Annotated in this window: 18 protein-coding genes and 1 pseudogene; 13 read left to right on the top strand and 6 right to left on the bottom strand. The window is 44.5% G+C overall.

Annotated elements, in window-relative coordinates:
* Together ACRC32_RS08045 and panB are read right to left on the bottom strand one after the other, a co-directional pair.
* Positions 1–194: pseudogene (locus tag ACRC32_RS08045) on the bottom strand (hypothetical protein); the annotation flags it as partial.
* Between the two features lie 116 nt (positions 195–310).
* Complete coding sequence (panB, locus tag ACRC32_RS08040) at positions 311–1081, bottom strand: 3-methyl-2-oxobutanoate hydroxymethyltransferase (protein ID WP_438553473.1); 771 nt, start codon at positions 1079–1081, stop codon at positions 311–313.
* A 308-nt stretch (positions 1082–1389) separates the two neighbouring features.
* Here panB and ACRC32_RS08035 point away from each other — a divergent pair, with 308 nt between their 5' ends.
* From ACRC32_RS08035 to ACRC32_RS08010, 6 genes are all read left to right on the top strand, one after another.
* Entirely contained in the window at positions 1390–2820 is a 1431-nt protein-coding gene (locus ACRC32_RS08035) for a form I ribulose bisphosphate carboxylase large subunit (RefSeq protein ID WP_192153647.1), read from the top strand.
* Positions 2821–2908: 88 nt separating this feature from the next.
* Positions 2909–3313 carry a RuBisCO chaperone RbcX gene (gene rcbX / locus ACRC32_RS08030; protein WP_438553471.1) on the top strand — a complete coding sequence of 135 codons (405 nt, stop codon included), beginning with the start codon at positions 2909–2911 and terminating at the stop codon, positions 3311–3313.
* 97 nt (positions 3314–3410) lie between these two features.
* Entirely contained in the window at positions 3411–3755 is a 345-nt protein-coding gene (locus ACRC32_RS08025) for a ribulose bisphosphate carboxylase small subunit (RefSeq protein WP_438553470.1), read from the top strand.
* A 124-nt stretch (positions 3756–3879) separates the two neighbouring features.
* Positions 3880–4719: an Rpn family recombination-promoting nuclease/putative transposase gene (locus ACRC32_RS08020; RefSeq protein ID WP_438553469.1), complete on the top strand. Its 840-nt coding sequence runs from the start codon at positions 3880–3882 to the stop codon at positions 4717–4719.
* Positions 4720–4798: 79 nt separating this feature from the next.
* Positions 4799–6226 carry a ribulose bisphosphate carboxylase small subunit gene (locus ACRC32_RS08015; protein WP_438553468.1) on the top strand — a complete coding sequence of 476 codons (1428 nt, stop codon included), beginning with the start codon at positions 4799–4801 and terminating at the stop codon, positions 6224–6226.
* Between the two features lie 164 nt (positions 6227–6390).
* Positions 6391–6609, top strand: coding sequence for a hypothetical protein (locus ACRC32_RS08010; RefSeq protein ID WP_438553467.1), 219 nt, complete (start codon positions 6391–6393; stop codon positions 6607–6609).
* A gap of 60 nt (positions 6610–6669) precedes the next feature.
* Here the strand turns inward: ACRC32_RS08010 and ACRC32_RS08005 are convergent, their stop codons facing one another.
* Complete coding sequence (locus ACRC32_RS08005; protein WP_438553466.1) at positions 6670–7617, bottom strand: hypothetical protein; 948 nt, start codon at positions 7615–7617, stop codon at positions 6670–6672.
* 542 nt (positions 7618–8159) lie between these two features.
* On the opposite strand from ACRC32_RS08005, the gene ACRC32_RS08000 reads away from it, so the two are divergent.
* Positions 8160–9809 (top strand): alpha-amylase family glycosyl hydrolase, encoded by a 1650-nt coding sequence (locus tag ACRC32_RS08000; protein ID WP_438553465.1) that lies wholly within the window; start codon positions 8160–8162, stop codon positions 9807–9809.
* 35 nt (positions 9810–9844) lie between these two features.
* On the opposite strand, the gene ACRC32_RS07995 is transcribed toward ACRC32_RS08000, so the two are convergent.
* The 3 genes from ACRC32_RS07995 to ACRC32_RS07985 are packed head-to-tail and all read right to left on the bottom strand — an operon-like array spanning position 9845 to position 13898.
* A complete protein-coding gene (locus ACRC32_RS07995) occupies positions 9845–12265 on the bottom strand; it encodes a sucrose synthase (protein ID WP_438553464.1) in 2421 nt (806 codons plus the stop codon).
* On the bottom strand, positions 12234–12371 hold the full coding sequence (locus ACRC32_RS07990; RefSeq protein WP_438553463.1) for a hypothetical protein: 138 nt from the start codon (positions 12369–12371) through the stop codon (positions 12234–12236). Before ACRC32_RS07990 ends, ACRC32_RS07995 begins: the two co-directional genes overlap by 32 nt.
* Before the next feature lie 9 nt (positions 12372–12380).
* Positions 12381–13898 (bottom strand): carboxypeptidase M32, encoded by a 1518-nt coding sequence (locus ACRC32_RS07985; RefSeq protein ID WP_438553462.1) that lies wholly within the window; start codon positions 13896–13898, stop codon positions 12381–12383.
* Between the two features lie 497 nt (positions 13899–14395).
* Here ACRC32_RS07985 and ACRC32_RS07980 point away from each other — a divergent pair, with 497 nt between their 5' ends.
* From ACRC32_RS07980 to ACRC32_RS07955, 6 genes are all read left to right on the top strand, one after another.
* On the top strand, positions 14396–14680 hold the full coding sequence (locus tag ACRC32_RS07980) for a hypothetical protein (RefSeq protein WP_438553461.1): 285 nt from the start codon (positions 14396–14398) through the stop codon (positions 14678–14680).
* Positions 14681–14802: 122 nt separating this feature from the next.
* On the top strand, positions 14803–17142 hold the full coding sequence (locus ACRC32_RS07975) for a two-partner secretion domain-containing protein (RefSeq protein WP_438553460.1): 2340 nt from the start codon (positions 14803–14805) through the stop codon (positions 17140–17142).
* Between the two features lie 55 nt (positions 17143–17197).
* Positions 17198–18976 (top strand): ShlB/FhaC/HecB family hemolysin secretion/activation protein, encoded by a 1779-nt coding sequence (locus ACRC32_RS07970; protein WP_438553459.1) that lies wholly within the window; start codon positions 17198–17200, stop codon positions 18974–18976.
* 46 nt (positions 18977–19022) lie between these two features.
* Entirely contained in the window at positions 19023–21854 is a 2832-nt protein-coding gene (locus ACRC32_RS07965; protein ID WP_438553458.1) for a CHAT domain-containing protein, read from the top strand.
* 56 nt (positions 21855–21910) lie between these two features.
* The gene (locus ACRC32_RS07960) at positions 21911–22057 is read left to right on the top strand and encodes a hypothetical protein (RefSeq protein ID WP_438553457.1); all 147 of its coding nucleotides are present in this window, start codon (positions 21911–21913) and stop codon (positions 22055–22057) included.
* A 27-nt stretch (positions 22058–22084) separates the two neighbouring features.
* The coding region (locus ACRC32_RS07955; protein WP_438553472.1) for an ABC transporter ATP-binding protein at positions 22085–23643 on the top strand (1559 nt) is incomplete at its 3' end.

Genomic DNA, 23643 nt, shown 5'->3' with positions numbered 1-23643 from the left:
GTTAATTGAGCTTGGTTTAAACCTAGTAGAGGGGAGTCGGGAGTTGGGAGTTGGGAGTCGGGTGAGTGACTAGTGACTAGTAGCCGGTGGCTAGAATTGCTTCCTTGTCTTCCTTGTTCCCCTTGTCTCCTTTGTCCCCCTGTCCCCCTTCTTCCCTTGTCCCTTTGTCTCTTGTCAGTATTACTATTAACCATAATTTTGCAGTAACCAATCTCAGCTCACATCTACGACGGTAGCTTATTGCTCAAATGATATGAGGCAATTTATAGAAATGAATCGGAGTTTCGTAGGGGGCGTTAATTAACGCCCCCTACGGGAATTTATGTTCTCTCACCTCAGATGCATAATCTTGCACTGCTTGAGCGATCGCTTCACTTAAATTTACATACATTTTGGCAAAGGGCGGTTGCCGTTCGGATAAGCCCAACACATCGGAAGTGACTAATACTTGCCCGTCGCACTCAGAACCAGCACCAATACCTATAGTCGGAATCGTCAGCTTTTGGCTAATTTGAGCGGCTAAATCTGAGGGAATGTGTTCTAAGACAATACTAAATGCTCCTGCTGCTTCGAGGGCGATCGCTTCAGCCATGAGTCTTTCTCCATCTGTGGCTGTTTTCCCCTGTTGCTTCAATCCCAACTGATGAATCGATTGGGGTGTCAAACCAATATGTCCCATTACTGGAACTCCTGCTTGTACCAACTGCGTCACAGTTTCTACAATTGCTGGATGCCCGCCCTCAATTTTCACCGCCTGCGCCCCTGCTTCTTTCAGCGCCCTTCCCGCCGAATGCATAGCCTGCTGAAAGCTTTCCTGATAAGTCAGAAACGGCAAATCGAATACTACTAACGCTCGTTTCACGCCTCGGCGCACAGCCTTAGCGTGATGTAACATTTCTTCTAATGTCAGGGGTATGGTAGTCTCATAGCCCAGCATGACTGCTAAGGAGTCACCTACCAGAATCAAATCCACTCCCGCCGCATCTAGCAACCGCCCCGTAGTGTAATCCCACGCAGTTAGAGCAACAATTGTCCGCCCTTGTTGCTTCCATTGAATGAATTGCTGGGTAGTGATTGGCATAACCGAAGTGGTAATGGGTAATTGGTCGTTGGTAATGGGTTGAGTGTTGTTGGCAAGAGTTATTTTCACGCACCACGCACCACCCTTTACTGATAACTGATAACTGGTAACTGATTCAGATAGATTCAGCAGTGTTTGTAACAAAAATTAATAAAATACAAGTTTAATAATAAATTTTTATAAATGTGTACAGTACATTTAAATTTTAACTAATTCAATTCTTGATATATTGTTAAAAACCGAGCTAGTTGGCAAGAAATAGACTTCCCAACTGGCGAGTGGAAGAGACTGACTCTTGGAAGAAAAATATGTCTTACGCGCAAACGAGAACCCAGACCAAATCGGGCTACCAGGCAGGGGTTAAAGATTACCGACTAACTTATTACACCCCCGATTACACTCCTAAAGATACAGACGTTCTGGCTTGTTTCCGCGTCTCACCTCAGCCTGGAGTTCCTCCAGAAGAGGCTGGCGCGGCTGTAGCTGCTGAATCTTCCACTGGTACGTGGACGACTGTATGGACGGACTTGCTAACCGACCTAGACCGCTACAAAGGTCGTTGTTATTACATCGAGCCAGTACCAGGCGAAGACAACCAGTTCTTCTGCTTTGTGGCTTATCCTCTTGACTTGTTTGAGGAAGGCTCCGTTACCAATATGTTGACCTCGATTGTAGGTAACGTATTTGGTTTCAAAGCACTCAAAGCGCTGCGTCTGGAAGACATGAGAATTCCGGTCGCTTACCTGAAGACATTCCAAGGACCTCCCCACGGTATTCAAGTCGAGCGCGACAAACTGAATAAGTACGGTCGTCCGCTGCTGGGTTGTACGATCAAGCCCAAACTCGGTCTATCGGCGAAAAACTACGGTCGGGCTGTATACGAGTGCTTGCGCGGTGGTCTAGACTTTACCAAGGACGACGAGAATATCAACTCTCAGCCTTTCATGCGTTGGCGCGATCGCTTCCTGTTCGTTCAAGAAGCAATTGAAAAGGCACAAGCAGAGACAGGCGAAGTTAAGGGGCATTACCTTAACGTTACAGCTCCTACCTGCGAAGAAATGATGAAGCGGGCTGAGTTTGCTAAAGAACTCGGTACACCAATCATCATGCACGACTACCTAACTGGTGGTTTCACTGCTAACACCACTTTGGCGAAGTATTGTCGCGATAATGGTTTGTTACTTCACATCCACCGCGCTATGCACGCCGTAATCGACCGTCAGAGAAATCACGGTATTCACTTCCGCGTATTGGCTAAGTGCTTGCGGATGTCTGGTGGTGACCACCTACACTCTGGAACGGTAGTAGGTAAGCTAGAAGGCGAACGCGGTATCACAATGGGCTTCGTTGACCTGATGCGCGAAAACTACGTTGAAGAAGACCGTTCTCGCGGTATTTTCTTCACTCAAGATTGGGCTTCCATGCCTGGTGTAATGCCTGTAGCTTCTGGTGGTATCCACATTTGGCACATGCCAGCGCTAGTAGAAATCTTTGGTGATGATTCCTGCTTGCAGTTCGGTGGTGGTACGCTCGGACACCCTTGGGGTAACGCTCCTGGCGCAACTGCTAACCGTGTAGCTTTGGAAGCTTGCGTTCAAGCTCGTAACGAAGGACGCGACTTGGCACGCGAAGGTAACGATGTAATTCGCGAAGCTGCTAAGTGGTCGCCTGAGTTGGCTGTTGCTTGCGAACTGTGGAAGGAAATCAAGTTCGAGTTCAAGGCAGTTGACACCCTTTAAGAAGTAGTGAGTGATGAGTAGTGAGTGAGTTAGAATACTCAAAACTCACGACTCATACCTCATAACTCTACAAAGGCTGGGGTCAAGCATGGATATAAAGCGAATTGCGAAGGACACAGCCAAGACGCTGCAAAGCTACCTGACTTATCAGGCAGTGAGAACGGTGTTGGCGCAAATCGGTGAAACTAACCCTCCTCTGGCACTATGGCTGCATCGCTTTTCTGCGACTGACAGAATACAGGACGGCGAAGCGTACATAGAAAATTTGTTTCGAGAAAAGCCTGATTTGGCATTGCGAATCATGACTGTCAGAGAACATTTAGCGGAGGAAGTGGCTGATTTCTTACCTGAGATAGTACGTGCTGGGATTCAGCAAGCCAACATGCAACACCGCAAGCAGCATCTAGAGCGGATTACGCAACTAGAAACAAATCCCAGTCTTGATTCTGAGCCGCAAACCACCTCAGAGACTAATCTGGACAATCTTGGTTAATGGTCAATAGCTGATGGTCAATGGTTAACTTGCTATTAACTATTAACTATTAACTATTAACAATCACTAATTTTTCAGCAACCCACAGAGATAATCCATGCAAACCCTACCAAAAGAGCGGCGCTACGAAACTTTATCTTATTTGCCGCCTCTAACTGACGCTCAAATTAATCGACAAGTCCAATATATTCTCAGTCAAGGATATATTCCGGCAATTGAGTTCAACGAAACCTCTGAACCAACAGAGTGTTATTGGACAATGTGGAAGTTGCCTTTATTCGGTGCTGGAAGCACTCAAGAAGTATTGAACGAAGTCCAAGCTTGCCGTTCTCAGTACTCCAACTGCTACATCCGTATCGTTGGTTTCGATAACGTTAAGCAGTGTCAAATCCTCAGCTTCTTGGTTCACAAGCCCAACAGCAGCGGTAGTAGATACTACTAGAAACTAGAAATAGTTAAGGCGCTTTGAAAGGAGGGGTAGAATCTACCTCTCCTTTTGTGAATTTTTTGAACGCGATGGTTGCTTTGCAAATCGCCTTCGGCATCGTCCCTGCAAACAAATAGCCTTGCAAACAGACAGCCTATTCTACGAAATTTTCCAAACCGATCCAAGTATCGTGTTTGAACTCATTGGCAATGTTTCTGCTAGAGATACTACATACAGCTTTGCCTCCCAAGAAGTCAAACAAACCAGCTTTCGGATTGATGGGATTTTAGTACCTCCGATTTATGCCACTGACTTACCTGTAGTCTTTGTGGAAGTGCAAGGCTACAAAGATACTAAAAAAGTGCTTTATTCCAGCTTTTTTAGCCAAATTTTTCTTTATTTACACGACTATCAGCCAGTTAATGATTGGCAAGCTGTTTTAATCTTTACTAGGCGTAGTTTAGATCCAGGTTTACCCAGACATTACCGAGTATTTGCATCTAGTCCCCAATTTCAACGAATTTACTTAGATGAATTAGGTGATTCTGAAAATCTATCTTTGGGACTAAGTTTATTGCAGCTCATTGGTTTGAGACAAGAAGTTGTCTCGGAAAAAGGCAGACAGTTGATAGTGAGAACTAGAGAGGAAGTGGCAGATGCCGAGAAGAAGAGAAAATTTATAGAATTAATAGAAACTGTATTCGTTTATAAATTTCCAGACTTGAGTAGAGAGGAGATTGAAGCAATGTTGGGGCTAAACGAACTAAAACAGACTAAGGTTTATCAGGAAGCCGTGCAGGAAGGTCTTGAGCAGGGTCTTGAGCAGGGTCTTGAGCAGGGTCTTGAGCAGGGTCGAGCAGAAGGTAAATTGGCAGCAGTCCCTCTGTTGTTAAAAGCAGGACTAACAGTAGAACAGATTGCCGAACAACTGCAATTAGACATAGATGCTGTCAGAAAAGTAGCGCAGCAGCAATCTTAAGTAGATAGAGAAAAAGCGATCGCAACAACCAAAAAAAACTTAAGATAAGTTTAAGCGGCTCGACCTATCTGATAGATTCATGAATTACTACATTGCACCTCGTTTTCTCGAAAAAATCACTGTATTTATCACCAAGAACTATTTAAATATTCCTGGTATTCGCGTACCGTTGATTTTAGGCGTTCACGGACGTAAAGGCGAGGGAAAATCTTTTCAGTGCGATTTAGTATTCGAGAAGATGGGGATAGAAATTACTCATATTTCTGGTGGTGAATTGGAAAGCCCCGATGCTGGAGATCCTTCACGTTTGCTGCGTCTGCGCTATCGAGAGACAGCAGAATTGATCCGCGTGCGGGGTAAAATGTGCGCCATCATGATTAACGATCTCGATGCAGGCGCAGGACGATTTGATGAAGGCACTCAGTATACGGTGAATACTCAGTTGGTAAACGCCACGTTGATGAATATTGCGGATAATCCAACTAACGTACAATTACCTGGTAGTTACGACGAAACACCTTTACATCGCGTCCCAATTATTGTTACAGGTAATGATTTTTCCACTCTGTATGCGCCATTAATTCGAGATGGTAGGATGGAAAAATTTTACTGGCAACCCGATCGCAGTGATAAAGTGGGTATCGTTGCCGGAATTTATTCAGATGACGGACTACCACCACGGGAAATAGAGCAGTTAGTCGATACTTTCTCCAACCAGTCAGTCGATTTCTTTAGCGCCCTGCGTTCTAGAATTTACGACGAGCAAATTCGCGACTTTATCTTTAAAGTTGGCATAGAGCAGGTAGCGAGAAGAGTTGTAAATAGTGCTGATAGACCACCGGAATTTAGCAAGCCCAAATTCAATCTATCCCGTTTGATTGAAATGGGTAATTTAATGGTGAAAGAGCAGCAACAAGTACAGAATTCTCAGCTAGTCAGAGAGTATAATCGAGCTTTAGATGGAAACAGGTATTTTAGAGAATATACTGCTCCACCGCAACCAGAAAAACCGAAATCAACGCAGCAAGAAACTATAACTTTGCCCTCTGGTAATGGTGCAGAATCCGCAAAGAATCCAGTAAAAAATTATTCACCTACACAAACGCCTCTTCCTGTTTGGCAATCTGGGAATCGATTTGTCAATGAAAGTATTCAATTGCCCCAAGCTAGTAGTGGAGTCGTAAACTCAGTTGAATCTTACGAGCCTCCAGTTCACAATAACCGCCACAATGAGGTAATATCAACTCAAATTGGCTTACAAACTTTGGAGCAAGTACGAAATTTAATAGCGCAAGGCTACCACATTGGTATCGAACACGTAGATAAACGCCGATTTCGGACTAATTCTTGGAAGAGTTGCGGTCAAAGTATTATAGGTGAATCAGAAGCAATTACTGCGCTCGAAGTCAATTTGTCTGAATATCAAAATGAGTATTTGCGGATATTTGGTATTGAGCCAAGAACAAAGCGCCGGGTGATGGAAACAATTATCCACCGACCGGAATAGCTTTCTTATTTAAGTGCAATACGTTTGTAGGCGCACAGTTAGCTGTAGCGCCTAATTTGTTACGATCGCTGGAGTTTGGCACGCGCAGACTTAACGGCAGAGAAGATCCCCCCAACCCCCCTTTCCAAAGGCAGCTATAGAAGCTCGTCTATAGTTTTAGTGGTGTGAGCGCCATCATTTCCATTGAAAAAGCCAGCGATCGCATCAAAACACTACATCAAATTCCCTGTTCTGGCTGTGCCTTTTTTACCAACGACTATCGGCTCAAATGCACGGTAAACCTAATAAATGCCTGTACGGAAGCAGCAATTAACTGTCGCGACTTTGAACCCAGAACTCAACCATGTCATGCTTGCCGTCAATGTTTGCATAAATTTGAATAGATTGAAACTTGCGATCGCGAAAGTTATAGCCATTGGAAAGAGATTTATTAACACGTATATTTAAGCCTTTGCTTCAGGTAAGCTTAGTACTTGACGCGCTCCATGCAATTTCACAAATCTCCTATACAACCACATAGTATCTCGTTCGGATATTCCTTTGAGATTGACGAGATGATGTACTTTTTTCTGAGCGATTCTTTGCAAATAAGGTAAATCCTCAAACAAAGTCAAACAAGCGGCAAAATGCAACACGACTTGCAATAACGGTCGGGGCCAATTGAGATTGCTGTAGATATCTATAATTAGCTTATGCTCGTTATCACCAACGGGAATGACATTGAACAAAACTGTAATGTATCGCTGGTTATAAACCGGAATACTCAACTCTACCGTATACGGAGTATGTAAAGTTAATCCTACTTCGACTATTGGTTGTCGCCAAATTCGTAACACGTTAGCAGGTGAATCTAACACAGTTTGAAATCTTACCATTCCCCCGCTTTGTGTCGGCTGAATTTGACTAACTCCAATCACTTTAAGGTTGTTAAGACTGAAATAGTGGATTGTCTCTAAGTGCTTGATATTTAAAAGATGGTAAATTTGGCAAATGTAATGAAAGGGTAAGATATATTCTTGACGAATAACATGTTGCTCTTGCAGCTCTGACATTCTAGCTGTGGTCGCGTGTAAGCTATGCTCGTCTATAGAGTTTCGTGCTTCAATTGTATAACTTCTGACTGCACCAATTCCACCAATATTTGAGCTTTCTTCAGGTTTGAGATAAATCCAGCCTAGTAAGAAAAAAGAAGCTGTAAATAAGTGTACCAACTCTATAGAAGAGACGTATCCATCAGTAAAAGCAGCAAAACTGCGATCGACAATACCAAATAACCAGGAAGGAATCCCAAACAGCCACAATCCATTTCTAAAGCTAGAAAAGACTAAGGAAAATTCGATCGGCGGTATATTGTTGCTTTTGTAACTTTTGTTGAGAGATTCTAGCTGCATAGGATTTTTAGAAAAAAGCAGGTCTATTCTAGCCGCATAAACTGAAAATTCGAGTCAGTGCGATCGCCATAGTTTGACTTGGAATAATTTCATCAAAATAGGAAAAGCTAAAATTATTTCCTTTCCTAATTTTTAAGTTAGCTTTGTAACAGTTTACTCACCCTCTATCGCAAGTCAAAACACACTTCTATCTAAATAATGAAAATTTAAAGTTAAATAAAACGTAAGTCTGTATTGCTAGCTACACATATCTTAACAAATATTTTGGAGCGCGAACGCCGCCACTTCAAACTCTAGCTCTAGGCATATATCTGAAGAAGTATAGTTGATGGATATAGTATTGAGATTTTTAATAAAATTGATAGAGATGCGATCGAACACTCAGTTAACTCGTCAATTTTTGGTGCTTGCCTGAAAAGAATCGTTCGCTCGTATATCTTGGGGAGGAAGGTAGATTAACTTATCTTCTATCCCGTGAATGATTTTCAAACTCTGTTTGTGCGTAAGACAATACGGGTGTTCGTCACTGTATTAAAAAAATCATGACAAGCCCAATAGAATTTAGTTTATTTGCTCCATATAACAAAGGTGCGAAGCTAATTGGCTGCTTTTCCAATTGGGAAGAGATACCGATGGAAAAAGGTAAAGACGGGTACTTTCGTACAAAAGTTGAATTAGAAGATGGCGTATATCAATATAAGTTTCGCGTCCAGTCTAAATCTTGGTTCTTTGAACCCGACCAATGGGTAGATGTTATCGATCCTTATGCTACAGATATCGATAACCCAACGCAGAATGCAGTAGTGCGGGTAAAAGATGGACAGCGGATTCTGGATACTTATGTATGGCAACACGATGACAAGCCATTACCGAGCGATCGCGAGTTGGTAATATATGAAATGCACGTTGGCGATTTTTCTGGTGGTGAAGACGACCCTCACGCACGCGGTAAATACAAACATGCGATCGAAAAGTTAGATTACCTGTGCGAACTTGGTGTTAACGCAATTGAATTAATGCCAGTCAAAGAATACCCTGGAGATCATAGCTGGGGTTACAATCCCCGTCACTTTTTCGCCACAGAATCCAGCTACGGTTCTACAGAGGGATTGAAAAAACTGATCGATGAATGCCATGCAAAAGGCATTCGCGTTATCATGGACGGGATTTACAACCACTCAGAAGCAGAAAGTCCGCTAACTCAAATCGACCACGATTATTGGTATCATCACTCACCCCGCGACCCCGATAATAACTGGGGACCAGAGTTTAATTACGAATTCTACGATGAAAATTTAGAAACATATCCAGCACGGAAATTTATTGGCGACAACGTGCGATTTTGGATAGAAGAATACCACATTGACGGCATTCGCTTCGATGCTGCAAGGCAAATTGATAACTACGACTTCATGCATTGGATAGTAGATGAAGCCAAGAAAGCAGCCAGCATGAAGCCTTTCTATACTGTTGCCGAACATATTCCCGAAACAACATCCATTACTAATGTAGATGGTCCGATGGATGGTTGCTGGCATGATAGTTTTTATCACGATGTTTTAGCGCACATTTGCGGTGACACCTTCGATTTAGAACGACTCAAAGATGTCATTGACTGCAAGCGTCAAGGCTTTTTAGGTGCAACCAATGTTGTCAATTACCTGACCAACCACGACCACAACCATTTGATGGTAGAGTTAGGCGATCGCCAAATCTTTGACGAAGAAGCCTTTAGACGGATTAAACTGGGGGTCGCCTTACTCATGACAGCCGTTGGCGTTCCTTTGGTTTGGATGGGTGAGGAGTTTGGCGAATATAAGCCGAAAACAACTGAATCTGCCAAAATCGAGTGGGGACTACTGGGCAACGATCTCAATCGCAACTTATTTGAATACTACAAAGGATTAATTAACCTCCGCAAGCACAACCACGCACTTTACACGGAAAATATCGACTTCTTTCACGAAAATCCAGAAGCTAAAGTCGTGGCATATACTCGTTGGAACGATGAAGGTTCCCGCGTAGTTGTTATTGCTAATTTCTCGGAAAACTTCTTAGCTGGATATAGTGTTGATAACTTCCCGGCTGCTGGAAAATGGCACGAATGGACGGGTAATTACGACCTCGAATCTGGGGAAGATATGCTGCTGGATATTGGTCCTTACGAAGCCAAAGTTTTTGTTTGGCAGTAGTCAGGTAGGGTGCGTTGTTAACGCACCCGACAAATTTAACGATGCATGTGTTGTTCCAGTAATTGTTGCGCCCTTGGACGATAAATTAAATAGAACAAAGCCTCAAGATAACGCAACAAGTCTTCGCGGTTTTCTTTGGAAATAAAATTCCAGAAACCGTAAATTCGTGCTAGAGATAACAGGCGCGTAGTATGAATTTTCCAAGTATAAGTGCTGTAAACTCGGTCAATTCCCCGCGTGGAGATTTCATACCAATAATTAGGATTTTGTTCGCATTTCGTCACAAATTCCAAAATTTTATCGGCTGTTTCCTCTAGATGCGTTGGGTTGATGTAGAAACCATTTACCTTATCTTGAATGATTTCTAGCGGTCCCCCGAACTGAGTGGCAAAAGTCGGTAAACCAGAAATCATCGCCTCTAATACGGTTAAGCCGAAAGCTTCAAATAACGCTGGCTGCACAAAAATACCGTGACGGTCAGCAATGACGCGATAAACTTCCCCAGAAGCAGATTTAGGCAAGCGTACCCCTAACCAGCGAATCTTACCATGCAAATTGTACTGGTCAATGATGCTGTAAAGCTTGACAATTTCATCCTTTTCTTCGTTATCTTCCGATTCTTCAACGCGCAATTTTCCAGCAATTAAGATTAAATTGCAATGTTCTTGCAATGCTTCGCTTTTACCAAAACACTCAGCTAAACCAGTTAAGTTTTTGATCCTGTCTAACCTGGCTACCGAGAAAATTGGACGCTTGCTGAGGTCGTCGAGTTTGCCGTAAGCTTGAACGGGATCGTCCAAGGTAAATAATAGGTCTTCTACCCGTTCGCGATCGCTTTGTACGCGGTCTTCCATCCGCGAATATGGAAAGTAGTAACTTTCATTGACCCCAGGCGGAACCACGTTAAATTTAGGGCTAAATAGTTCGACTCCGCTAACAACATGATACAAATCCGGCATTGTGAAAGATTTGTACGATTCATATTGCCCTACACTATCGCGCGTGCCGACAATTTCTTGATAGGTGCTGCTAATCACAAAATTAGCCGCATTCATGGCAATCAGATCGGCAGTAAATTGTAGCGAGAAGTGATATTTATCTTCTAAATCTTGCCAGTACAGATTACTAAACAAATATTTCGACTTTTCTAGCGCGTGGGCAATATTACACTGAGTAATCTTCATCCGTCGCGATAGTAAGAATGCGACTAAATTACCGTCAGAATAGTTACCGATAATTAGATCGGGTTTTCCATGCAATTCTGCTAGTAATTCCTTCTCAGCATCGATCGCGAAAGTTTCTAGGTAGGGCCATAACTCAAACCGCGAAATCCAGTTTTGTGTCAGTTTAGGATTGAATTCTCGCAACGGGACGCGCAAGATCCAAGCATTTTCCGTTCCATAAACTTTCTCTAATCTTTGATTGCAAAGAGTTCCGTCGCTATTAGGAATTAAGCGGGTGAGAATGACAACTTTCGGCTTCACATTCATCCCGTCCAAACCCGCCAGGGTCGTATCTTCCTGCAACTGTTTTTCTAAACTTTTTACCTGGTCGAGGATATATACCACCTGACCCCCTGTATCGGGTCGTCCCAAAACTCCCTCTTGTCCGAACCAGCCGTGGGACGAAACAAGGGCGATCTTAAAGATCATCGGAATCCGAGAAATAAAAGCTTCCAGGGTTTGCGGATCGGGAGAATCGATCAGTTCGTCGAGAATACTTAAAGTGTCCTGTACCCGCCCCGCCGTGTTTCCCCAGCCAGGTTCAAACCCCATCATTTGTAGGTCAAATTTGAAATTTTCGTAGGGTTCTTCACTGGGGCGATCGCCCACAAATGCGATCGCTCTTTTGATTTGATCGGATAATTGTTGATGGGACTTAATTCTGCCGTTAATTAGCAGTTGAATTCCATCATATTGATGTACCTGGAGGAAGTTAAACATACTTTCCAACCATTGTCTGGGGTCTTGAAACAATTTGCTGGAAAGATAGCGGTTGAGATACTGTACCCCTTTCCCAATATTTTTCGGGTCGCGAATGGTTGGAGTGTAATCGTAAAAGGGTCCAAAATCGAGTTCGAGAATATCCCCTTCATTTGGATGGTAGCGGTTGACAAAGCGATCGCGAACATCAAGCAATTCCTGTATCGTCAGCACTTCTACCATCAAATCTTCTGTGATTCGATAGAATTCTTGACTGGCAATTTTTTGGCGGATAATTAAACAAAGATTACCATTTTCTAGAATGATTTCTTGGATATAGTAAATTAGCTTACCCAGATGAGAACCGCTATAAAACTCTGCCGATTTTTGGTACTTATTGCAGTACTCGACATACGACATCAGAATGTCGTTTCTCAACAAGTACTTCTTATCTTGATGGCGAATCTCGCTAAAAAACTGGCGCAGATCGCTTCTTTCTTCACTATCGAGAACAGTTTGCAGCAGTTCGGACATGATAAATTCCCCAAGAATGTTGTAATTGGTAATTGGTAATTGGTAGTTGGTAGTTGACGGTTGACGGTTGACGGTGGCTATTCATGCACCACGCACCACGCACCACGCACCACGCTTAATACAATTCGCCAAATTTCTGTTTGATGTAGCTGATAAAGGGTTCGATTTGCAGGGGACTACCAGTCACCCGTTGGATTAATTCCGCCGCCGTATACTTGCGACCGTGTTGGTAGAGGTTTTGTTTCAGCCAGTCGTGCAAGGTGGTAAAGTTACCAGAGGCGATTTGTTGAGGAATTTCTGGATGTGCTTGCGTTGCAGTAGCAAAGAATTGAGCGCTCATTAAGTTACCAAGGGTATACCCTTGGAACGCGCCGCCAATCGCACCACCGTACCAGTGGACATCCTGTAAAACACCAATACTATCGTTGGGTGGGGTAATGCCAAGATCGGATTTGTAACGTTCGTTCCAAGCGTCAGGAAGGTCGCGAACTGCTAATTTACCTTCTAATAACTGCAATTCCAGATCGAAACGAATCAAGACATGGAGATTATAGGTTACTTCATCGGCATCGGTGCGAATGAGCGATCGCTCGACTTTATTAATCGCTCGGTAAAATGTTTCTAAGTCAACTTTTCCTAACTGTTGAGGAAAGGTTTCCTGCAACTGGGGATAAAAGCATTTCCAAAAAGGACGACTTCTGCCCACCATATTTTCCCACAACCGCGATTGACTTTCATGCACTCCCGCTGAAGTTCCTCCCGCTAGTGGCGTGGCTTCGTATGCCCGACTCACTCCCTGTTCGTAGAGTGCGTGTCCGGTTTCGTGAATCGTACTAAATAGCCCTTCGTTCAAGTCATTTTCGCGCACGCGGGTGGTGATGCGGACATCCCCTGTAGAGAATTTAATCATGAAGGGGTGTAGGGTTTTGTCCTGTCGTCCCCTTTGAAAATCGTAACCGAGTTGTTCGATAACTTTGAAGCTGAAATCTAGTTGTTCGGCTTCAGGGAAATGCTGGTGCAAGCAAGATGCATCAGCTACGGATTGAGAAGCAATTGCTTCGACAATGGGGACGAGTTCCTGACGTAGTTGAGTAAATAGCGATCGCACGCTCTTGACTGTCATGCCATAATCTGCATCTGCAATCAGTGGATCGGCAATATGCTCGTACCCAGGAAAAAAGTTAGCGCGATCGCGACTCAGTTCTAATGTCTTTTCTAAATAAGGCGCAACTGTAGCAAAATCATTTGTAGCCCTTGCCTTTGCCCAAACTTCATAACACTCAGCCGTATGTTGTGAAAACTTAGCTGTAAAAGCAGGGGGAATATTGACCGCGCGTTCGTAATCGTGGCGCGTGATGCGGAGCAGGCTTGCTTCATCTGAATCGTAGGCTAAGCTTTGTTCGTAGGGGCGTAAATCTTCTAATAGTTGTCCGATTTGCGGATCGGTAAATTTCGTGTGGGCAATCTGCGCTAGCGTGGCTAATTGCCTTCCCCTTGCTGCTGCGCCTTCGGGAGGCATATACGTTGCTTGATCCCAATAGAGGAGGGAAGCAGCCGACTCAATGTCGTTAATCTCTGTTAGTAAGGTTTTGAGTTGGGCGAGTTTGGGTTCTGTCTTTTCCAGGGTTTGCATGGGCTGAGCGTGTGGATTCTAGGTTCCTTTTGTCAATACTAAGTCTGACTTGCCCAGATGTGCATGGAAGTGCCAACTATTTTCAGGAAACAGCAAACTCTAGTCTGAGAAAGGACGAATGTAATTCAATATTTCTCAGTTACGATCCTATAGATCTTAGAGATCTCCTTAGTCCCCCTAACAACGGGTGAAACGAAGCCGTTCTTAGTCCACGCCACTTTACTCAATGGGGAGAACCCCCGCTTTTTCTGTGGCTCCCCTTTTTAAGGGGGGTTGGGAGGATCGAATTTTAACCAGCTTCAGCTTCTTGCTTCCCGCCTAAAAGCATCAGACCACTTGTACAGCATAATTATTTCAAAAATCGCGCGATTTAGCACAAAAGTACTATTATTGACAGATTTCGGGAACTCAACTTATTTCTTCTGTATTGAAATTTAGCTATGGGCGATCGCTCTTAATCGATCGCTTACAAAATAGAGTTTTCTAGGAGAAGCACAATGGACAACGATGCTATTCAACAAGAAATAATGGCACTTCTCAATCAGGAAGATATATTGTCCTCACTAAATAAGATATTCCAAAAATATGGAGCGACCGACACTAAAAATATTTCCATAGAATTCAATTTTTTTGAGAAAACACCATCCGATCGCGATTGCCGTCCAAATTCTAGCGTGTTGCCAGATCCCTCACCAGATAGTGTATTCCGAACCACTGCCTGGTTTTGCCCTTGCCCCCCAAACCAAGCTTGTGCGCCACCTCCTGGTAAGTGGATTGGGTGATACAGCCACAGGTATGTTTAGAAGTATTCCTGTAACAAGAGGGTTTTTCTAAGTCATACTATTGCCTGTCTGACATACTCAGATATGCTCTTAAGTATGTTGATGTCTGAGTAAATTTGAAAATGGCTCAAAGTAGGAGTAGTTGGGGTTGGCGGCTACGGCTGGCGTGCTGTGTAGCAGTTAGTGGAGCGATCGCCACTGAAGATCGGATTTCAGCTCAAGTGGTTCCCGACAATACATTAGGTGCTGAAAGCTCATCAGTTAACCAAACTACTCCTCTAACTTCTCAAATTGAAGGTGGAGCAGCGCGAGGCAAAAATCTATTTCACAGTTTCGAGCAGTTTTCTATCCCAGCAAATGGTGAAGTGCGCTTCAATAACGATCTGAATATTGAAAATATTATCACCCGCGTGACTGGCTCTACTGCTTCTAATATCGATGGCGCGATCGCAGCTAACGGTAGCGCCAACTTATTTTTAATCAATCCAAATGGAATTATTTTTGGCACTAATGCCTCGCTGAATATTGGTGGTTCATTTCTTGCTAGTACAGCGCGTAGTATTATTTTTTCTGATGGAACTCAGTTCGATGCAAATCATTCTCAAAATACGCCCTTACTAACAGTTAATACGCCGATCGGCTTGCAATTTGGCTCCAATTCTGGCGCGATCGTTAACCGCTCTCAAGCGTCTCTCAACGGAGCAGTAAATTACTTTGGCTTTCCTGCTGGTTTACAGGTAGTGACAGGTAAAACATTAGCACTTGTAGGAGGTAGTATTTTACAAGAGGGTGGAAATATGACAGCAGCAGAGGGGCGAATTGAACTAGGCAGTGTTTTTGATAATAGTTTAGTGAATCTCAATTCCACAGAAAAAGGCTGGAAGTTGGGATACGAGCAGGTACAGAATTTTCAAAACATTGAGTTAAATAGCTTTGCAAATATACCTTATTTAGATGTCAGTGGTGAAAGTAATGGCGAGCTTCACCTTCAAGGTAAGGTAATTCAAATTAACAACTATGGATTAACCTCTGTAAATAGACAAGAAATTCAACCAGGAAATTTGACTATAAATGCCTCGGAAAATATAGAATTGGCAGGCGTAAATACCGTCATATCTACTCTAAATTTTGGAGCAGGAAATGGAGGAAATATTACTTTCAATACTAAAAATTTAACCGTGAGAGAAGGGGCGCAAGTTTTTACTTCTACTTTTGCTACAGGTGCTGGAGGAAAATTAACTGTTAACGCATCAGAGTCAGTACAAATAATTGGGAGTTTTCCTTTGTCTGTTGATAATTTTGAAGCATTTAGTAGTTTATCTAGTGCAACTGCTGCTGCTGGAAATGCAGGGGACTTAACAATTAATACTACAAAACTAATTGTCAGAGATGGAGCAAAAATATCCACAGCATCAGAGGGAAGTGTCTTCGATCTAACTCTCAATCAGTTCGTACCAGCAACAGGCAAGGGAGGAAATCTCACTATCAATGCCTCTGAATCTGTAGAGCTAACGGGGACTACAAAAAATGGTTCTCCGAGTACCTTAACTGCGATCGCTCAAGGTGGTGCAACTGCTGGAAATCTGAGAATTAATACAAAAAGTTTGACGATTGGGAATGAAGCGGAAATAAGTGTCAGCAGTTTCGGTACGGGCAATGCAGGCAACTTAGAAGTTACAGCTAACTCTATCCGTGTAGAAGATGGTGGCAAACTTACGGCTACCAGTAAATTCAGCAGTGATGGTGGCAATATAAACTTACAAAACCTGGACTTACTTACATTACGCAATAGTGGTGAAATTTCTACTAGTGCTGAAGGTGCAGGCGATGGTGGCAATATAAATGTTGATACAGACAATCTAGTACTAGCAGAAAGAAGCAAAATTACAGCTAGAGCTGTCGATGGTCGCGGTGGTAATATCAGCATTACAACCCAAGGACTCTTTGTGTCTCCCGATAGTACGATCGATGCCAGCTCCGATCGCGGCATTAATGGAATAGTAGAAATTAGAAGACCAGATGTAGACCCCAGCGCTGAGTTAGTTATATTACCAGCAGATGTCGTCGATGTCAGCGGTTTGGTGGCTCAAGGGTGTTCTGTAGGTAGCGTAGCATCAGGAGAAAGTAGCTTCGCGATCGCCGGACGAGGTGGCTTACCTCCAACTCCTGCCGAAACAACTAGAAGCGAGTCCATCTTGGCAGATTTGGGCATTACAGAAAAGTCAAAAGTGAGAAGTCAAAAGTCAAAAATAATTCCGAATTCCGTCAGCCGAAGGCGAAGCGAAGCGTTATTCCGAATTCCGAATTCTCCACAATCTTCCAATAAAGTTAATCCCGTCCCACTTGTGGAAGCTACAGGGTGGGTGGTAGGTTCTAATGGTGAGGTCATACTGACTGCTTCTGTTATTACCGATACACTTAATATTCCTTGGTTTAGACCGAATAGCTGTAATGGAACGTAGATTTTACAATAGTTTTGCATCCCTCCTCATACAAATAACGGGAGGGATTGGTTGTATGAGCATTAGTTTTTGTTTACTTGCTCCCAGTATTAATGCTAGCCCCGATCCTGCGGTCGTTGCACGGACAAACTTACAAGCCCAACTTCCCATCGCTCAAACTCCCCGTCTCCCTGCACCGCCACCACGTCCCCAAGATGTAATTCCGCGCCCCGAACCCGCGCCTCCAGAACTCCCGACACCCACTCCCTTACCACCATCAGAAGATTTATTACAGCCACCTGACGCACCTCCCACACCAGCACCAGTACCGGGAAAAATTCCAGAAAAACTAACAGTGAAACGGTTCGAGGTGACTGGCAGTACGGTATTTAGCCCCCAAGATTTCGAGAAAGTTTTAGCTCCCTTCACAAATCGATCGCTGTCTTTTGCCGAACTGTTTCAAGCCCGTACTGCTGTTACGCAACTATATATAGATAAAGGATATATTACCTCTGGGGCTTTAATTCCACCCCAAGCCATCCAAGACGGCGTAGTGAAAATTCAAGTCGTCGAAGGGGGATTAGAAGCAGTTAACATACAGGGAACGCGGCGATTAAGACCTAGTTATATTCGCGATCGCATTCCGCAAGCCACACCCCTAAACCAACAACGCCTGTTAGAGGCTTTGCAACTGCTGCAACTCAATCCCTTAATTCAAAACCTTTCAGCCGAACTTTCAGCAGGGACTCGTGCAGGTACGAGCGTGTTAGATGTCACGGTGAGAGAAGCAGATACTTTTGATACACAAATTGTCTTAGATAACGGGCGATCGCCTAGTGTTGGTAGCTTCCGGCGACGGGTGCAATTGAATCAAGCTAATTTACTTGGATTTGGCGATGGGTTGAGTTTTGCATATAGCAATACCGACGGTAGCAACGGCGTAGACGGCAGTTATACAATCCCGATAAATGCTAAAAATGGCACGGTAAGCTTGAATGTTGGATTTACCGACAGCAACGTGATCGAACCTCCATTCGATGACCTCGAAATCGATGGTAATTCCCGCTATTTTGAACTCAGCTATCGTCAACCTATATTACAATCTCCTAATCGCGAATTTGCCCTCGGTTTGACGGCAGCGCGACGCGAAAGCGAAATTTCTTCCGATGTTTTAGAAGAGTTTGGCTATCCTTCCTCTTTACTCTCACCGGGCGCAGATGAAGATGGAGATACTCGCATCTCAGCCGTACAATTCTCTCAGGAATGGACTCAACGTAATACGCGAGAAGTTTTTGCAGCGCGATCGCAATTTAATTTAGGTGTGGGAGCATTCGACGCTACGATTAACAGCGATGCTCCAGACAGCCGCTTCTTCTCCTGGCAAGGACAAGCGCAATGGGTACGGTTGCTCGCTCCCGATACTTTATTTTTACTCCGTACAAATATCCAAATTGCCGACGATCCGCTCGTACCATTAGAACAATTTGGCGTAGGTGGACTCGAAAGCGTCAGGGGCTACCGTCAAGATGCACTGCTATCAGATGGTGGTTTATTTGCTTCGGCAGAACTGCGCATTCCAGTTTATCGCGTTCCCGAACGGCAACTAACGCTGCAAGTCACGCCCTTCGTCGATTTTGGGACGATTTGGAATGAAGCTGGGCGATCGGTTGAAGATTTGACTCCGCCTGAAGACGAAGATACCTTAGTATCTGTAGGCTTGGGATTGCGCTTTCAACTAGCAGACACCGTAACTGCTCGTCTAGATTGGGGTATTCCCCTAGTAGATATTGAAGACCGCGATCGCACCTGGCAAGAAAACGGCGTATATTTTTCGGTTAATTACAGTTTGTTTTGAGGTGAGAGGTGAGAGGTAGGAGGTGAGAGGTGAGAGGTAATAACTAATGTCAATCTCAAAAACTTACCTCGCAGTACTATTAGTTTTCCTCCCTGGAACGGCGATCGCAGCTCCATCCGCTCCAGAAATCACTTCGCAACCAATACGAAGCAGTGGTGATGACGCACAATTATTGCAACAAGGCAGAGAACTCTATACAGCCGGACAATTTGCCCAAGCAGTAAAAATCTGGCAACAAGCAGCGCAAAACTATAGAGCCAAAGGAGATAAGCTCAATCTCGCGATTGCCTCCAGCAATTTATCCTTAGCTTATCAGCAACTCGGACAGTGGCAGCAGGCAGAACAGGCGATCGCTGTTAGTTTCGATGCGTTGCAAGGGAGCAGGGGAAAGAGAGCTGAGGGAGCTGGGGGAGCTGAGGGAGCTGAGGGAGCTGGGGGAGAAAAAAAACAACAGCCAACTCCCGACTCCCGCCTCCCGACTTCCGACTCTCGAATTCTGCCAATTCTTGCTCAAGCCTTAAATACCCAAGCTAGTTTGCAATTGGGATTGGGACAAGCAGAAACAGCCGTAAGTACGTGGCAACAAGCTGCTATTACGTACGAACGAGCAGGCGCTCGCCTTGGGGTCATCCGTAGTTTACTGAATCAGAGTCAAGCGTTGCAAGCCTTGGGACTATATCGTCGGGCTTTAGAAACGTTAACTTCTGTCGAGCGCAGCCTCAGTTCGATCCCAGACTCCCCACTCAAAGCTGCCGGACTTCGCCAAATGGGGAACCTACTGCGATCGATAGGCGATTTGCTACAGTCCCAACAAGTCTTGCAACGGAGTTTAGTCTTATCGCAAAAACTCAACTCGCAATCAGATATTGCGGCTAGTTTATTTAGCCTCGGTAATACAGCGCGATCGCAAAAAGACAATCCAACTGCCTTAGCCTACTATCAACAGGCTGCTATTACCGCGATCGCGCCGATCGCAAAACTGCAAGCCCGACTTAACCAATTCAGCCTATTAGTAGACACGCAAGATTCTACTGCCCAATCGCTCATTCCCGAAATTCAATCTCTGCTTGCTACCATCCCCCCCAGTAGTAAAACAATCTATGCCCAAATTGATTTTGCGCAAAGTTTGATGGAAATAGGGAGCAGGGAGCGCTTCGGTGCAGGGAGCAGAGGAGCAGAGGAGCAGAGGAGCAGAGGAGCAGAGGAGCAGAGGAGCAGGGGAAGAGAGCTGGGGGAGCTGAGGGAGCTGAGGGAGCTGAGGGAGCAAAAAACAACCGTCAACTACCAACTACCAACTACCAACTACCAACTACCAACTACCACTCCCGCATTCATTGCCCAATTACTAGCAAATGCTGTCAACCAGTCGCGAAATTTGGGAGACAAACGAGCTGAGGCTTATGCAGTAGGTAGTTTAGGTAGTTTATACGAGCAAAATCGGCAATGGCAAAGCGCTCAAGAGCTGACGGAACAGGCTTTAATCTTATCTCAGGCAGTGAATGCACCGGATATTACTTATCGCTGGCAATGGCAATTGGCACGTTTACTGAGAGCGCAGGGAGATACTCCAGGGGCGATCGCCACCTACAGAGAAGCAGTAAAAACTTTAAAATCTTTGCGTAACGATCTCGTTGCTGTCAACCCAGAAATTCAATTTAATTTTCGCGATGAAGTAGAACCAGTCTATCGAGAACTCGTTGCCTTGCTGTTATCTGGGCAAAAGTCAGGCGAGACAACTCCTCAGCAAAACCTCGCCCAAGCACGCGAGACGATCGAAGCGTTGCAGTTAGCGGAACTAGATAACTTTTTTCGGGAAGCCTGTATCGAAGCCCAACCTGTAGCGATTGATAATGTGGTGGATCGGGATAATCCTACAGCAGCGGTAATTTATCCAATTATTTTACCCGATCGCCTGGAAGTCATTCTCAAAATTCCTCAGCACCCCCTGCGGCATTACACGATCCACCAGCCGCAAGCTCAGATCGAGCAAACTGTAGAACGATTGCAGCGATCGCTGACCGAGCCGGATCGTACCAAAGATGTCAGAACTTTATCTCAACAAATATATAGTTGGCTGATCCAACCTATTGCTAGCGAGTTGCAACAAAGTGGAGTCAAAACCCTAGTATTCGTCCCAGATGGGGCATTGCGAAATATTCCCATGTCTGCATTATTTGATGGTAAGCAATATCTGGTCGAAAAATACGCGATCGCCGTTAGTCCAGGTTTGCAACTCATCAACCCTCAGCCTATCTCTCCAGCCAATCTCAAAGCCTTAACTGCTGGACTTAGCGTTCCTCCTGCTAACTCTCCCTTTCCACCCTTACCCGCTGTCAGGTTGGAATTTAATTTAATTCAACAAGCCGGAGTCGCGATCGCCGAATTACTCGATCGCGCCTTTACTAGCAAGAGCCTAGAAACCAAGATCGACTCAACTAGCTTCAACATAGTTCATTTAGCGACTCACGGTCAATTCAGTTCTCAAGCCGAGAATACATTTATCCTCGCCGCTGATGGACCAATTAACGTCAGGAAATTTGATGACTTATTGCGATCGCGCAATCGTCGCCGTCCGAATGCGATCGAATTACTCGTCCTCAGCGCGTGCGAAACTGCTACGGGAGACAGACGCGCTGCCTTGGGACTAGCAGGAATTGCAGTCAGGGCTGGGGCTAGGAGTACCTTAGCTTCTCTGTGGCAAATTGACGATGAAGCAACAGCTATTTTTATTGGTGAATTTTACAAACAACTCACCAAAACTAAACTCACCCGTGCCGAAGCCCTACGTCAAGCCCAACTGAATCTGATGAAAAACTATCCTAACTACCGTCGTCCTGGCTACTGGGCAGCCTATGTTTTAGTGGGAAATTGGCTTTAATAGGGAGCAGGGAGCTTCTGAGCAGGGAGCTGCTTCTGAGCAGGGAGCAGTTATCAGTGAAGACAGTAGTTATGGCTAACCACTCCCACTTCCCACACTTCCCACACTTCCCACACTTCCCACACTTCCCACACTTCCCACACCCCACACCCGCATCGAACGCACCACGTTATCGTGGAATATACACCCACAGACGTAAATAAATACAGATAATGCAGCCGCAGGCATTAATGCGATCGCCAAAAGGCAAATCTTCCCCAAGGTTTAGTTCCCAACCCAAACATCCCCTCAAACGCTTACTCGCCTACACTCGCCACTATCGAGGGCAAATTTGGCTGGCATCTCTCTATTCTGTCTTAAATAAAATCTTCGATCTAGCTCCACCTGCATTGATTGGTGTTGCTGTTGATGTGGTAGTACAGCGTCAAGATTCAATTATTGCCCGTTGGGGAGTTAAGGATGTTTTTACTCAATTTCTCATTCTCTCCGTCCTCACGGTCATTATTTGGATACTAGAATCAATTTTTGAATATGCCTATGCCAGGAAATGGCGTAACTTGGCGCAGAGGATTCAACACGAACTCCGCCTCGATGCTTACAACCACTTGCAAGAATTAGAACTCGCCTATTTTGAAGAACGCAGTACGGGCGGCTTGATGTCAGTTTTGAGCGATGATATCAATCAATTAGAGCGATTTTTGGATAATGGCGCTAATGAAATTATCCAAGTTACCGCTACAGTTCTAATTATCGGCGGGGCTTTCTTTATTCTCGCTCCTAGCGTCGCTTGGATGGCAATGTTGCCTATGCCTTTTATTTTGTGGGGTTCGGTAGCGTTTCAACGACTTTTGGCTCCGCGTTATGCAGAGGTGCGAGAAAAAGTTAGCTTATTGAATGCAAGGCTGGCAAATAATTTGTCCGGCATTATGACGATCAAAAGCTTTACTGCCGAAGCCTATGAATCAAGCAGACTTGCAGAGGAAAGTCAAGCCTATCGTCAGAGTAATAAAAAAGCGATCGCGCTGTCTGCTGCCTTCGTTCCCTTAATTCGGATGATTATTTTAGCGGGTTTTACCGCTTTACTTTTATTTGGAGGCATGGAAGCGATCGCGGGCAGAATGAGTGTAGGGACGTACAGCGTATTGATCTTTTTAATTCAGCGTTTGTTATGGCCTTTGACTAGATTAGGCGAAACCTTCGACCAATATCAACGGGCAATGGCATCCACAAATCGGGTAATGAATTTACTTGACACTCCCATTGATATTCATACTGGAGATATTGCTTTACCAATTCATGAGGTAAAAGGAGAGGTGATATTAAAAGATGTTACCTTTGCTTATTACGAGCGATCGCCCGTCATTGAAAATCTATCTTTGCAGATTCCTGCTGGAAAAACCATCGCAATTGTTGGTTCCACGGGTTCGGGGAAGAGTACTTTAGTCAAACTCCTGCTCAGATTATACGAGGTGCGATCGGGAACGATTACCTTAGATGGGATCGATATCCGCGATTTAAAATTGAGAGATTTACGCGCTTGTATTGGTTTAGTCAGTCAGGATGTCTTCTTATTTCACGGTACTGTAGCCGAGAATATTGCCTATGGTAGTCCTGATGCCAATATAGATAAAATTATCTCAGCGGCAAAGGTTGCAGAAGCGCATGAATTTATCATGCAACTGCCCCAAGATTATGAAACAATTGTGGGGGAAAGGGGACAAAAATTATCAGGCGGACAACGACAGAGAATTGCGATCGCCCGTGCAGTATTAAAGAACCCACCAATTTT

Origin of the sequence: Chroococcidiopsis sp., assembly GCF_051657925.1 — a bacterium.
In the GTDB taxonomy this organism is placed as follows: domain Bacteria; phylum Cyanobacteriota; class Cyanobacteriia; order Cyanobacteriales; family Chroococcidiopsidaceae; genus Chroococcidiopsis.
Note: the sequence above shows the minus strand (reverse complement) of the source record. Positions and strands in the feature narration are given on the sequence as shown.

Coding starts and splice junctions, on each gene's coding strand:
- ACRC32_RS08000 (WP_438553465.1), top strand. CDS start 8,160: ATGACAAGCCCAATAGAATTTAGTTTATTTGCTCCATATAACAAAGGT.
- ACRC32_RS07985 (WP_438553462.1), bottom strand. CDS start 13,898: ATGCAAACCCTGGAAAAGACAGAACCCAAACTCGCCCAACTCAAAACC.
- panB (WP_438553473.1), bottom strand. CDS start 1,081: ATGCCAATCACTACCCAGCAATTCATTCAATGGAAGCAACAAGGGCGG.
- ACRC32_RS07970 (WP_438553459.1), top strand. CDS start 17,198: ATGAGCATTAGTTTTTGTTTACTTGCTCCCAGTATTAATGCTAGCCCC.
- ACRC32_RS08025 (WP_438553470.1), top strand. CDS start 3,411: ATGCAAACCCTACCAAAAGAGCGGCGCTACGAAACTTTATCTTATTTG.
- ACRC32_RS07975 (WP_438553460.1), top strand. CDS start 14,803: ATGGCTCAAAGTAGGAGTAGTTGGGGTTGGCGGCTACGGCTGGCGTGC.
- ACRC32_RS07980 (WP_438553461.1), top strand. CDS start 14,396: ATGGACAACGATGCTATTCAACAAGAAATAATGGCACTTCTCAATCAG.
- ACRC32_RS08035 (WP_192153647.1), top strand. CDS start 1,390: ATGTCTTACGCGCAAACGAGAACCCAGACCAAATCGGGCTACCAGGCA.
- ACRC32_RS07995 (WP_438553464.1), bottom strand. CDS start 12,265: ATGTCCGAACTGCTGCAAACTGTTCTCGATAGTGAAGAAAGAAGCGAT.
- ACRC32_RS08015 (WP_438553468.1), top strand. CDS start 4,799: ATGAATTACTACATTGCACCTCGTTTTCTCGAAAAAATCACTGTATTT.
- rcbX (WP_438553471.1), top strand. CDS start 2,909: ATGGATATAAAGCGAATTGCGAAGGACACAGCCAAGACGCTGCAAAGC.
- ACRC32_RS08005 (WP_438553466.1), bottom strand. CDS start 7,617: ATGCAGCTAGAATCTCTCAACAAAAGTTACAAAAGCAACAATATACCG.
- ACRC32_RS07965 (WP_438553458.1), top strand. CDS start 19,023: ATGTCAATCTCAAAAACTTACCTCGCAGTACTATTAGTTTTCCTCCCT.